Genomic DNA, 13,242 nt, shown 5'->3' with positions numbered 1-13,242 from the left:
GCGCGGCCGGGCGGCTGTAAAATAACAGCCCAAAGGAGCTTGAAATAAAATGAGAAAGAACAGCATAAAAAATACGCGGGTCAACGCAGAGGTTCAGCGGGAGCTGAGCAATATCATAAGAGAAGGCATCAAAGACCCGCGGGTGGCACCGATGACTTCCGTGGTTGCCGTGGAAGTGGCGCCGGATCTGAAGACATGCAAAGCGTATATCAGTGTGCTCGGCGATGCAAAGGCACAGCAGGATACGTTAAAAGGTCTTCAGAGTGCGGAAGGTTATATCCGCAGAGAGCTCGCACGCACGGTCAACCTTCGGAACACCCCGGAGATCAGATTTATCGTGGATCAGTCCATTGAATACGGAGTGAACATCAGCAGAAAGATCGATGAAGTGACCCGGGACATGGATAATGGAGCTGAGGAATAAAATGAACAGAATTGTGTTAGACGATGTACTGAAGGGGAAAAAGAAAGTCGCTCTGGGCGGTCATGTCCGCCCGGACGGCGACTGTGTGGGTTCCTGTCTGGGACTTTTTCTCTACCTTGAGGAACAGTATCCGGATGTGGAGACTCACGTTTACCTCGAAACGATTCCCGATGCGTATACGCTGATCCAGGGGACGGACCGGGTGAGAACAGAGCTGCCGGAAGGGGAGCCCTACGACCTGTTTATCTGCCTGGACTGCGGCGACGCGCAGAGACTGGGTTTTTCCATGCCTCTGTTTGAGAGTGCGAAAGAGACACTGTGCATCGATCACCATGTGAGCAACGAGGCGTTTGCGGATATCAATTATATCGTTCCGGATGCAAGTTCCACATCGGAGCTTGTGTTCACCCTTCTTGACAGGGAGAAGATATCAAAGGCGTGCGCGGAGGCCCTCTACATGGGAATCGCCCATGATACCGGAGTTTTCCAGTATTCCTGTACATCACCTGAGACGATGGAGATCGCCGCGGAACTGATGCGCAAGGGAATCAATTCCAGCGAGATCATTGACAAGACGTACTATGAAAAGACTTACATACAGAACCAGATTCTCGGGCGGGCGCTTCTGGAGAGCATGCTGATCATGGATAAGCAGTGCATCGTCTCCGTGATCCGCAGAAGATCCATGGAGTTTTTCCAGGCACAGCCGTCCGATCTGGAGGGAATTGTAAGCCAGCTGCGGCTGACAAAGGGCGTGGAAGTTGCGATCTTCCTTCACGAGACCGAGCCGCAGAAATATAAAGTTAGCCTGCGCTCCAAAGGCATCGTGGATGTAAGCCAGGTGGCGAAATATTTCGGAGGCGGAGGACACGCGAGAGCGGCCGGCGTCACCATGAAGGGATCAAGCCACGACGTGATCAACAACATCACGGGACGGATCGCCATCCAGTTAAAGCAGGCGCAGGAAGAAAGGGACGCGTGATGGTAAACGGCATCCTGAATATATACAAGGAAAAAGGATATACTTCTCACGACGTTGTCGCCCGTCTGCGGCGCATTGTCGGGCAGAAGAAAATCGGACACACAGGCACCCTTGATCCGGATGCGGAGGGGGTGCTTCCTGTCTGTCTGGGCCGCGCCACAAAAGTGTGCGGGATGCTCACAGACAAGGACAAGACATATGAGACGGTTCTCCTCCTGGGACGCATAACGGACACCCAGGATATCACGGGAGAGACGATCGAGGAAAGAGACGTTTCGTCCGTTGCGGAGGAGGCGGTCATATCGTGCATCCGGGAATTTATCGGAGAATATGACCAGATCCCTCCCATGTACTCGGCTCTCAAGGTGAACGGGAAAAAACTCTATGAGCTGGCGAGAGAGGGAAAGACCGTGGAGCGCAAGAGCCGCAGGGTGAAGATATACGACATCCGGATCAAAGAAGTAAGCCTTCCGCACATCCGCATGGAGGTGGACTGCTCAAAAGGCACGTACATCCGCACGCTTTGCAGCGATATCGGGGAGAAGCTTGGGTGCGGAGGATGTATGGAGCGCCTTCTGCGCACAAAGGTGGAGCGCTTTGCCCTTGAGGACAGCCGGAAGCTCTCTGAGGTAGAGCGGGCGGTTCAGGACGGAAGACTCTGCGAGATTCTTACACCCATGGACGGGATGTTCTCCGATCTTCCGAAGATCACAGTGAAGAAGCAGTATGCCGCCCTGGCGTACAACGGCAATCCGCTGTCGGGAAAACAGGTCATCGCCGGGGAGATCCGGCAGCCGGGGGAACAGGCGACCGCCGGGGAAGCCATGCAGTCCGGGAAACAGACTGCTTCCGGCGGGAAGGCAGACTGCACGGACGGTCAGGTGCGGGTTTATGACGAAGAGGGACGGTTCATCGGCATTTACCGGAGCAGCGGAAGGGACAGGTTCCGCCCGGTCAAAATGTTTCTCGACCCGGAAGAGCTGCACTGAGAGAAACCGTACTGAGAAGAACTGCACTGGGCCGCGATGCAGGAAAGAGCACTGCACGGAAATGATACGCTGATGTGCCAGGAAAGAGGATGGAAGAGACAGACATGAGATATTACAGAGGAATAGAATCCTATCACGGAGAGAAAAAGACGGCGGTGACGCTCGGAAAATTTGACGGGCTTCACCGGGGACACCAGAAGCTGGTGGATAAGATCCGGGAGTATGCGTCCGATGACTGCGAAAGCGTAGTGTGCGCTTTTGATATGGGCCGGGACTCTCTGATGACAAATAAGGAGAGGCGGCAGCATCTGGAGGGAAAAGTGGACTGTCTGATCGAGTATCCGTTTACGCGGGAAGTCCGGGAGATGGAGGCGGAAGAGTTCATCCGGAAAGTCCTTGCGGAACAGCTCCATGCAGCCCATATTGTCGTCGGGACGGACTTCTGCTTCGGCCACGGCAAGAGGGGCGACGTCCGGATGCTCGCGGAGTTTTCGGAACAGTACGGCTATACGCTGGATGTCATTGAGAAGGAGCGCTACCGGGGGACAGTGATCAGCAGCACATATATCAAAGACGCACTGATGCAGGGAGACGTTGAGCTGGCACGGACACTTCTCGGCTATCCTTACGGGATGAGCGGAACCGTTGTGCACGGCAATCAGCTCGGGCGCACGCTCGGATTTCCGACGATGAACATCGAACCGGAAAAGAGAAAGATCATGCCCCGGTACGGGGTGTACGCCTGCCGGGTAAAGATCGACGGCAAATGGTACGGCGCCATTGGAAACGCGGGCATAAAGCCCACGGTGACGGATGAACAGAGACGGCTTCTGGAGGTGTTTGTCTACGGATACGAGGGCAACGCCTACGGAAAAGAGATCACAGCGCATTTCTGCGCGTTCGAGCGGCCGGAGACAAAATTCGGCTCTGTGGAGGAGCTCAAAGAACATGTCACAAAAGACAAGGCGTACGGAGAGGAATATTTTCGCCGCTGGAGCGATGAACTGAGCGGAGAAACAAAAGAGGAAATTTTTCCGGACGGGAATTTGTAAGTTTTTCTTTACAGAAGCAGTCCGGTATGCTATACTGTTTCAGGTCACAAAACAAGCCGATGTTCGGTAATCGGATTACTCCGGCCATTACTTAATATCAGGCGTTTGACAAAGTTTAAGGAGGAAATGAAAATGATCGCAAAGGAAAAGAAACAGGCAATCATCAAAGAGTATGGAAGAAGCGAGGGAGATACAGGATCTCCGGAAGTACAGGTAGCTATCCTGACAGCGAGAATCAACGAGCTGACAGAGCACTTCAAGGCTAACCCGAAGGATCACCACTCAAGAAGAGGACTTCTTAAGATGGTAGGTCAGAGAAGAGGACTTCTTGCATACCTTAAGAAAATGGATATCGAAAGATACCGTTCACTGATCGAGAGACTCGGCCTCAGAAAATAGTCCGTATCTCAGCAGAAATGAACGAAAGCGGGACAGAGAGATCTGTCCCGTTTTTTCTAAAAGTAATTGCCTATCTTATCCCGGTATGATATAATATTTTAGATTGCGGACAGAGATAAGTGCCGAGACCACTGAAAAGCACACAAGCCATCCGTCTTTTTGCCGGATGATTCGCCAAAAGCGGCAGAAAAATGCGGATTTTGCGGGTTTTTCAGTAGTTTCGGAGACTTCTGTCCAAAGCAGCAGATTGAAGAAAAAGGAGAAAACCATGTACAAAAAGTATGAAATGGAACTGGCAGGGCGCACCCTGCGCGTTGATGTGGACAGAGTTGCAAAACAGGCAAACGGCGCGGTTCTTATGCACTACGGCGACACGACAGTGCTCTGTACCGCTACAGCATCTGAAAAGCCGAGAGACGGGATTGATTTCTTCCCGCTGAGTGTAGAGTATAACGAGAGAATGTACGCGGTCGGGAAGATCCCGGGCGGATTCAACAAGAGAGAGGGAAAGGCGTCCGAGAACGCGATTCTGACAGACCGTGTCATTGACCGTCCCATGCGTCCGCTCTTCCCGAAGGATTACAGAAACGATGTGACGCTTGAGAACCTTGTCATGTCGGTGGATCAGGACTGCAGCCCGGAGCTTACGGCAATGCTCGGCGCTTCTATCGCGACAAGTATTTCAGACATTCCTTTTGACGGGCCGATCTCCACAACGCAGGTAGGACTTGTGGACGGAGAGTTCGTCTTTAACCCGACGGCAGATCAGAGAGATGTTTCCGATCTGGCGCTGACCGTCGCATCCACAAAGGAAAAAGTCATCATGATCGAGGCCGGGGCAAACGAAGTTCCGGAGGATAAGATGATCGAGGCGATCTTTGCGGCGCATGACTTAAACCAGAAAGTAATCGCATTCTTCGACACCATTGTGGCAGAGTGCGGAAAGAAAAAACATGAGTATGAGAGCTGCGCGGTTCCCCAGGAGCTGTTCGACGCGATTATGGAGATCGTTCCGCCCGCAACGATGGAGGAAGCGGTTTTCACAGATGACAAGCAGACAAGAGAAGAGAACATCCGTCAGATCACAGAGAAGCTCGAAGAAGCGTTCGCTGAGAAGGAAGAGTGGCTGGATGTGCTCGGCGAGGCGGTATACCAGTACCAGAAGAAGACGGTGCGCAAGATGATCTTAAAAGACCACAAGCGTCCGGACGGCCGCGCCATCGATCAGATCCGTCCGCTTGCCGCGGAAGTTGACCTGATCCCGAGAGTACACGGTTCCGCAATGTTCACAAGAGGACAGACACAGATCTGTACGGTGACGACACTGGCTCCGCTGTCCGAGGCACAGAGACTGGACGGACTTGACGAGGCGGAGACATCCAAGAGATATATGCACCACTACAATTTCCCGTCCTACTCCGTAGGAGAGACGAAGCCGTCAAGAGGACCGGGACGCCGCGAGATCGGACACGGTGCTCTTGCAGAGAGAGCCCTTCTTCCGGTGCTCCCGAGCGAGGCGGAATTCCCCTATGCGATCCGTACGGTATCCGAGACATTTGAGTCCAACGGATCCACATCCCAGGCGAGTGTGTGCGCGTCCAGTATGTCGCTTATGACAGCAGGCGTGCCGATCAAGTCAGCGGTTGCAGGTATCTCCGCAGGACTTGTGACAGGGGAGACGGACGACGACTACCTTGTGCTCACCGATATCCAGGGACTTGAAGATTTCTTCGGGGACATGGACTTTAAGGTTGCCGGAACACACAAGGGAATCACGGCGATCCAGATGGATATCAAGATCCACGGACTGACAAGACCGATTATCGAGGAAGCTATCGCAGCGACGAAGAAGGCGAGAACATACATCATCGACGAAGTGATGAACAAGGCCATCGCAGAGCCGCGTCCGGAAGTCGGACCGTACGCTCCGAAGATCATCCAGATGCAGATTGATCCGCAGAAGATCGGCGATGTGGTCGGACAGAGAGGAAAGACGATCAACGCCATTATCGAGCAGACCGGCGTGAAGATTGATATCGAGGACGACGGATCCGTATCGATCTGCGGCACAGAGAAAGAGGCAATGGAGAAGGCTGCGAAGCTGATCCACATCATTGTGACAGAGTTCGAGGCCGGACAGGTATTTGAAGGAAAGGTTGTCAGCATCAAGGACTTCGGCGCATTCCTCGAGTTCGCTCCGGGCAAGGAAGGACTCGTTCACATCTCAAAGATCGCAAAACAGAGAGTGAACAAAGTGGAAGACGTGCTCGCGCTCGGCGATGTGGTAAAGGCAGTCTGCCTCGGAAAAGATAAAATGGGAAGATTCAGCTTCAGCATCAGAGATGTGGCTGAGTAAGAGATGAGCAAGAGAAGTTAGAGATCAGAGATAGGAAAGACATCATTCACGCCGGAATTCCGGCTGCATGAGCCGGACAGGGACAGAAGTTCTGCCGGTGCGAAATGTGCGGCGCGGTTCCGGCGTGGTCTTTCTTTTCCAATCCATACAGACCGGGAGGTGATGTTATGGAACAGATGAGTTTATTCGGAAACAGCCGTGCCATGGCTCCGCTGGCGAGCCGGCTCAGGCCGGATACGCTGGACGGATTTGTGGGACAGGAGCACCTGCTCGGGCCGGGGAAGATTCTGCGCAGACTGATCGAGAAAGATCAGATCTCTTCCATGATCTTCTGGGGGCCTCCGGGAGTGGGCAAGACGACGCTTGCCAGCATCATTGCCGGACAGACGAAATCCGAGTTTATCAATTTCAGCGCGGTGACAAGCGGGATCAAGGAGATCCGGGACGTCATGAACCGGGCGGAAGCAAGCAGGAGAGTGGGGCTTCGTACCGTACTCTTTGTCGATGAGATTCACCGGTTCAACAAGGCACAGCAGGATGCCTTCCTTCCGTATGTCGAGAAAGGAAGCATCATCCTGATCGGCGCGACGACGGAAAATCCTTCTTTTGAGATCAATGCGGCGCTTCTCTCCCGGTGCCGGGTGTTTGTCTTAAAAGCGCTCACCGAGGACAATCTTGTTCAGCTTCTTGAGAACGCGGTCAGAAATCCGGCCGGATTCGGAAACGAGAATGTGCAGATCTCCCGGGAGAGTTTAAGAGCCATCGCGGCGTTTGCCGACGGGGACGCCAGAAGTGCGCTGAACACGCTTGAGATGGCGGTGTTAAACGGAGAGATCAGTGCGTCCGGCATCACTGTGACAGAGGAAGGACTGTCCCAGTGCATCAGCAGAAAGTCGCTTCTCTATGACAAGAGCGGGGAAGAACACTATAATCTGATCTCCGCCCTCCACAAATCCATGCGGAACAGCGATCCGGACGCAGCCATCTACTGGATGATGCGGATGCTGGAAGGGGGCGAGAATCCCCTCTATATTGCGAGAAGACTGATCCGTTTCGCAAGCGAGGACGTGGGGATGGCGGACAGCAATGCGCTGCAGGTTGCGGTGGCGGCATATCAGGCGTGCCATTTCCTCGGAATGCCGGAGTGTGATGTTCACCTGACCCATGCGGTCGTGTATCTCTCCATGGCGCCAAAGTCCAACGCACTCTATACAGCATGCGAGCTGTGCAAAGAGGATGTCCGCAGTATGCCCGCGGAGCCGGTTCCCATGCAGATCCGCAATGCCCCGACCGGACTTATGAAAGAGCTGGGATATGGGAAAGGCTATGAGTATGCGCATGACACTGAGGAAAAACTGACGCATATGCAGTGTATGCCGGAACGGTTAAAAGACAGGACTTACTATCACCCGACAGAACAGGGGGATGAAAAAAAGACGGCGAAGCGCCTGGAAGCGATCAGGAAGTTTCGGGAAGCCCGGGAAGAGGAATAAGATTGAGAAAAATTCCACTTATAAAATATCCGGGACAGGCTCAGACTATACCTATATGACAGCCGATAGGGATCATTATGAGGAGGTATCATATTGAAGAAACTGAGCGAATACTTATTCCTGTGGGCTCTGGGCGGATCGATCTATTACACGTTTGAAGTACTGGTGCGGGGATTTTCCCACTGGTCCATGTTCTTCCTGGGCGGCGTCTGCCTTGTGTTTTTTGCCCAGCAGGGAATATGGACAGGGTGGGGAGAGCCCATGTGGAAACAGGTGCTCTGGTGTACTGCTTTTGTGACTGCGGGAGAGTTTATCACGGGAATTTTCGTGAACCGGATTATGCGGTGGAATGTGTGGGATTATGCAGACCAGCCGTTCCAGATTATGGGGCAGATCTGCCTTCCCTTTACCATTCTGTTTTCCGGGCTGTGCGCTCTGGGAATCATCTTAAGCGGATACCTGCTGCACTGGCTGTACGGGGAGAAGAAACCGGTCTTCCGCGTACTCTGATTCAGCGGTTGAAGACAAAATTTAAAAATGCTATAATACACCAGCAGAAGAAAAAGCAGATGAAAAGTGGCAGAAGAAGGAAGAAAAGGAGTAAGAATGTGGCTGAATTAACACCAATGATGAAGCAGTATATGGAGACGAAGTCCGAATATCAGGACTGCATTCTGTTCTATAGACTGGGCGATTTCTATGAGATGTTTTTCGATGACGCCCTGACCGCATCGCGGGAACTTGAGATCACACTGACCGGAAAAAACTGCGGACAGGAGGAGCGGGCACCCATGTGCGGTGTCCCTTATCATGCTGTGGACAGCTATCTCAACAGGCTGGTGTCAAAAGGATATAAGGTGGCTATCTGCGAGCAGGTGGAGGACCCGAAGACTGCGAAGGGAATCGTAAAGCGCGAGGTTGTCCGCATTGTGACTCCCGGAACGAATCTTGACACACAGGCGCTGGATGAGACGAGGAACAATTATATCATGTGTATCGTCTACATTGCGGACCGCTACGGAGTGGCTATCTCGGATATCACGACAGGGGACTATTTTGTGACGGAGATTCCGGACAGCGCAAAGCTGATGGATGAGATCTACCGTTTCTCTCCTTCCGAGATTATCTGCAACGAGGCGTTTTACATGAGCGGGATGGACCTGGACGGCATGAAAGAGCGGCTCGGCATCACGATCTACGCTCTGGATTCCTGGTATTTTGACGATGATGTATGCAGGCAGAAACTTCTGGAACATTTTCATGTATCCTCCTTTGCGGGGCTTGGACTCGGAGACTACGACTGCGGGATTATAAGCGCGGGGGCGCTTCTGATCTATCTCCTTGAGACCCAGAAGAACTCTCTGTCCAACCTGACTCATATCACTCCGTACACAGCGGGAAAATATATGATGCTGGACAGCTCCACAAGAAGGAATCTGGAACTCTGCGAAACGCTGAGGGAAAAGCAGAAAAGAGGATCCCTTCTCTGGGTGCTTGATAAGACAAAGACCGCCATGGGAGCGCGCACGCTGCGTAAATACGTGGAGCAGCCTCTGATTGACAAGGCGGAGATCCAGCTCCGTCTGGATGCGGTGGCGGAATTAAAGGAAGACGCCATTGCAAGGGAAGAGATGCGGGAATATCTGGGTCCGGTTTACGACCTGGAGCGTCTGATCACGAAGATTACATACGGGTCGGCAAACCCGAGAGATCTGACCGCATTCCGGACGTCTCTTGAGATGCTGCCGGCGATCCGCTGCATTCTTCAGGATATGGAGAGCACTCTCCTGAAAAATATATGCGGGGACATGGACCCGCTGGAGGATCTCTGCACTCTGGTAAAAGACGCCATCCGGGACGAGCCGCCCATCGCCATGAAGGAAGGAAATATTATCCGGGACGGGTGGAACGAGGAAGTGGACAAGTTAAGGCGCGCCAAGTCTGACGGAAAGGACTGGCTGGCAAAGCTTGAGAACGAAGAGCGGGAGAAGACCGGGATCAAGAACCTGCGCATCAAGTACAATAAGGTGTTCGGCTACTATCTGGAAGTCACCAATTCCTACAAAGATCTCGTACCCGAATACTATACCCGCAAGCAGACGCTCGCAAACGCGGAGCGATACATCACCCCGGAGCTCAAAGAGCTGGAAGATATGATTCTCGGGGCGGAGGACAAGCTTTATGCCCTGGAGTATGAGCTCTACAGCAGCGTCCGCGACAAAATTGCAGGAGAGGTGGAACGGATTCAGCAGACGGCGAAGGCGGTGGCGAATCTGGATGTGTTCGCATCCCTGGCCCTTGTGGCAGAGCGCAACAATTACGTCCGTCCGAAGATCAACGAGAAGGGCGTGATCGATATCAAAGAGGGACGCCATCCTGTTGTGGAGCGGATGATTCCAAACGACATGTTTATCGCAAACGATACATACCTGGATGACAAAAAGCACAGAATCTCCATCATCACAGGTCCGAATATGGCCGGAAAATCCACCTATATGCGTCAGACGGCGCTGATCGCACTGATGGCACAGATCGGCTCTTTCGTTCCGGCAAAGAGCGCGAACATCGGCCTGTCTGACCGGATTTTCACAAGAGTCGGCGCATCGGATGACCTGGCGTCCGGGCAGAGTACGTTTATGGTGGAGATGACTGAAGTCGCGAACATCCTGAGAAACGCCACTTCAAAGAGTCTTCTGATCCTCGATGAGATCGGAAGGGGAACGAGCACTTTTGACGGACTTTCCATCGCCTGGGCCGTGGTGGAGTATATCAGCGACAGCCGGCTTCTCGGCGCGAAGACGCTTTTTGCAACCCATTATCACGAGCTGACAGAACTCGAGGGAAAGATCGACAATGTAAACAATTACTGTATCGCGGTAAAAGAAAAGGGCGATGACATCGTTTTCCTCAGAAAGATCGTAAAAGGCGGTGCGGACAAAAGCTACGGAATCCAGGTGGCCAAGCTTGCCGGTGTGCCGGATCTTGTGATCAACCGGGCAAAGGAGATCGTAGAAGAGCTTGCCGATGAGGATATCACCGCCAGAGTCAGCGAGATCAAAGTCAAAGAGCGCGGAAGCGGCAAAAAGCCGAAAATGAAAAAATACGATGAGGTGGACATGGCGCAGATGTCCCTCTTCGATACCGTAAAAGACGGAGACGTTCTGGAAGAACTCAAGAATCTGGACGTCGGCAATATGACGCCCATCGACGCGTTAAACACCATTTACCGCCTGCAGAATAAGCTGAAGAACCGGTGGTAGGATAAAAGTGGAAGGATAAAAAAGGAGACAGATATGCCGCATATTCAGGTACTGGATCAGGTGACAATAGACAAGATCGCAGCGGGGGAAGTGATCGAGAGACCCGCTTCCATCGTAAAAGAACTGGTGGAGAATGCCGTGGACGCGGGGGCGGACTCTGTGACCGTGGAGATCCGTGACGGGGGGATTTCTCTGATCCGCGTCATGGACAACGGCTGCGGCATCGAGGGGGATGAGGTGAGAAGCGCCTTTTTAAGACATTCCACGAGCAAGATCCGAAGCGTGGAGGATCTGACGCATATCAGCTCGCTGGGATTCCGCGGGGAGGCCCTTTCAAGTATCGCCGCGGTGACGAGGACCGAACTGATCACAAAGACAGAGGATGCACAGTTCGGCACCCGGTATGTGATCGAGGGAGGAAAAGAGGTGTCCCTCGAGGAAACCGGCGCGCCGAACGGCACGACCTTCCTTGTGCGGCAGCTTTTCTATAATGTTCCCGCCAGGAGAAAATTTTTAAAGACGCCGATGACCGAGGCGGGACATGTGCAGGATCTGCTCATGCATCTCTCCCTCTCTCACCCGGAAGTGTCGTTTCACTTTATCAGCAACGGGCAGGAGAAGCTCCGCACGTCCGGAAACGGGAAGTTAAAAGACGTGATCTACAGCATATACGGGCGGGAAGTGGCCGCGAATCTTCTGGATATCGACTACGAAAAAGGGGGATTAAGGATCACGGGATATCTCGGAAAACCGGTTATAACACGGGGAAACCGGAACTTTGAAAACTTTTTTGTAAACGGCCGGTATGTAAAGAGCCCCATGATCTCAAAGTCTCTTGAGGACGCATATAAAGACTTTACCATGCAGCATAAATTTCCCTTTGCGGTACTGCATTTCCATGTAAACGGCGAGGAGATCGACGTCAACGTCCACCCCACAAAAATGGAGCTCAGGTTCCAGAGACAGCAGGAAGTATACGGCACGGTCTACGAGGCGGTTCACCGGAGGCTTCTGGAACCGGAACTGATCCAGAAGGCGGAGGTGCCCGATCCGGTCGCATCCGGGGCGGAAACGAAAGCAGGATCAAGAGCGGAATCCCCAAGCCCCTTCCTTTTAAGGCCAGGATCGAGATCCGGATTAAAGTCCGGAGACGGGACTGTCCCGGCTCCTGCAGCATCGGGAGAGACGAAAAACGGGGAAGCAAAGAGAGAAGAAAAACAAGAAAAGAAAGAAGAGAAGGACGAGATCCGCGACGAGGACTATTTCATCCGGAAAATGCGGGAGAGAGTCATGGCGTATCATAACAGGATGTCCTCCCAGGAAGTGGCGGACAGAGGGGGAATGTACCGTCCGAAAGAACAGGCAGACCGCATACGGGAAACTGTGTCCTACGGTATGAAGCCGGATGGACAGCCGGACTCTCAGACAGAGGCAGTGCAGACGTACGGACAGCTGCAATCCCACGGGGAGGCAGCGCAGCCGGACAGCCGGGAAGAATCCAGTGCCGGGACAGTGCAGGAAATGATGCAGTCAGGTATGGAGACAGATGTGGAGACATCGCAGCCGGACACGGGAACAGACGTGAAGGCAGTGCAGCCGGACAGACAGACGGAAGCCCCCCAGTTGGACGACAGGATGGAAGGAACGGGAAAGCCCCGCCAGATGGATCTCTTTGAAGAGAACTTCCTAAAGCGCGAAGTGCGCGCCGAGTACCGCCTGATCGGCCAGGTCTTTGACACGTACTGGCTCGTCCAGTTCCAGGACAGCCTTTACATCATCGATCAGCACGCAGCTCACGAGAGAGTGCTGTACGAGCGGACATTAAAGGAAATGAAGACAAGGGAATACACCTCCCAGTATTTAAGCCCGCCGATCATTCTGAGCCTGTCCATGCAGGAGGCACAGCTCTTAAATGAGCACATGGACCGGTTTACCCGGATCGGATTCGAGATTGAGCCGTTCGGAGGCGAGGAGTTTGCTGTCCGCGCTATTCCGGACAATCTCTTCGGTATCGCGAAAAAGGAACTTCTGATGGAGATGATTGACGATCTCTCAGACGGAATTTCCACGAATATGGCACCGGATCTGATCGACGAAAAAGTGGCTTCCATGTCGTGCAAGGCCGCGGTGAAAGGAAACAGCAGGCTCTCCGCACAGGAGGTTGACGCCCTGATTGGGGAACTCTTAACCCTGGACAACCCGTATCACTGTCCACACGGAAGACCTACGATCATCGCGATGACAAAGCGGGAGCTTGAGAAGAAATTCAAAAGGATTGTATAACACG

10 protein-coding genes are annotated in these 13,242 nt (G+C 53.1%); all 10 read left to right on the top strand.

The window, feature by feature from the left end; all coding sequences use genetic code 11:
• The first annotated feature begins 49 nt into the window (after positions 1-49).
• The 10 genes from rbfA to mutL all read left to right on the top strand — a co-directional run bounded on the left by rbfA (position 50) and on the right by mutL (position 13,238).
• On the top strand, positions 50-424 hold the full coding sequence (gene rbfA, locus LKD70_RS01960; RefSeq protein ID WP_227706370.1) for a 30S ribosome-binding factor RbfA: 375 nt from the start codon (positions 50-52) through the stop codon (positions 422-424).
• Between the two features lies 1 nt (position 425).
• A complete protein-coding gene (locus tag LKD70_RS01955; RefSeq protein WP_227706369.1) occupies positions 426-1,406 on the top strand; it encodes a DHH family phosphoesterase in 981 nt (326 codons plus the stop codon).
• Positions 1,406-2,395 (top strand): tRNA pseudouridine(55) synthase TruB, encoded by a 990-nt coding sequence (gene truB / locus LKD70_RS01950; RefSeq protein ID WP_227706429.1) that lies wholly within the window; start codon positions 1,406-1,408, stop codon positions 2,393-2,395. The genes LKD70_RS01955 and truB overlap by 1 nt, the downstream gene beginning before the upstream one ends.
• A gap of 104 nt (positions 2,396-2,499) precedes the next feature.
• Positions 2,500-3,447: a bifunctional riboflavin kinase/FAD synthetase gene (locus LKD70_RS01945; RefSeq protein ID WP_227706368.1), complete on the top strand. Its 948-nt coding sequence runs from the start codon at positions 2,500-2,502 to the stop codon at positions 3,445-3,447.
• Positions 3,448-3,579: 132 nt separating this feature from the next.
• Positions 3,580-3,846: a 30S ribosomal protein S15 gene (gene rpsO, locus LKD70_RS01940; protein WP_227706367.1), complete on the top strand. Its 267-nt coding sequence runs from the start codon at positions 3,580-3,582 to the stop codon at positions 3,844-3,846.
• A gap of 268 nt (positions 3,847-4,114) precedes the next feature.
• Positions 4,115-6,202, top strand: a complete 2,088-nt coding sequence (locus tag LKD70_RS01935) for a polyribonucleotide nucleotidyltransferase (protein ID WP_227706366.1) — start codon at positions 4,115-4,117, stop codon at positions 6,200-6,202.
• Between the two features lie 167 nt (positions 6,203-6,369).
• The gene (locus tag LKD70_RS01930) at positions 6,370-7,695 is read left to right on the top strand and encodes a replication-associated recombination protein A (RefSeq protein ID WP_227706365.1); all 1,326 of its coding nucleotides are present in this window, start codon (positions 6,370-6,372) and stop codon (positions 7,693-7,695) included.
• A gap of 93 nt (positions 7,696-7,788) precedes the next feature.
• Entirely contained in the window at positions 7,789-8,205 is a 417-nt protein-coding gene (locus LKD70_RS01925) for a putative ABC transporter permease (protein WP_227706364.1), read from the top strand.
• A gap of 116 nt (positions 8,206-8,321) precedes the next feature.
• A complete protein-coding gene (mutS, locus tag LKD70_RS01920) occupies positions 8,322-10,955 on the top strand; it encodes a DNA mismatch repair protein MutS (protein WP_227706428.1) in 2,634 nt (877 codons plus the stop codon).
• 33 nt (positions 10,956-10,988) lie between these two features.
• Positions 10,989-13,238, top strand: coding sequence for a DNA mismatch repair endonuclease MutL (mutL, locus tag LKD70_RS01915; RefSeq protein ID WP_227706363.1), 2,250 nt, complete (start codon positions 10,989-10,991; stop codon positions 13,236-13,238).
• Positions 13,239-13,242 lie beyond the last annotated feature (4 nt).

Source organism: Ruminococcus turbiniformis, from assembly GCF_020687545.1.
Taxonomy (GTDB): Bacteria; Bacillota; Clostridia; order Lachnospirales; family Lachnospiraceae; genus Mediterraneibacter; species Mediterraneibacter turbiniformis.
This window is presented reverse-complemented; position numbering and strand designations above follow the sequence as displayed.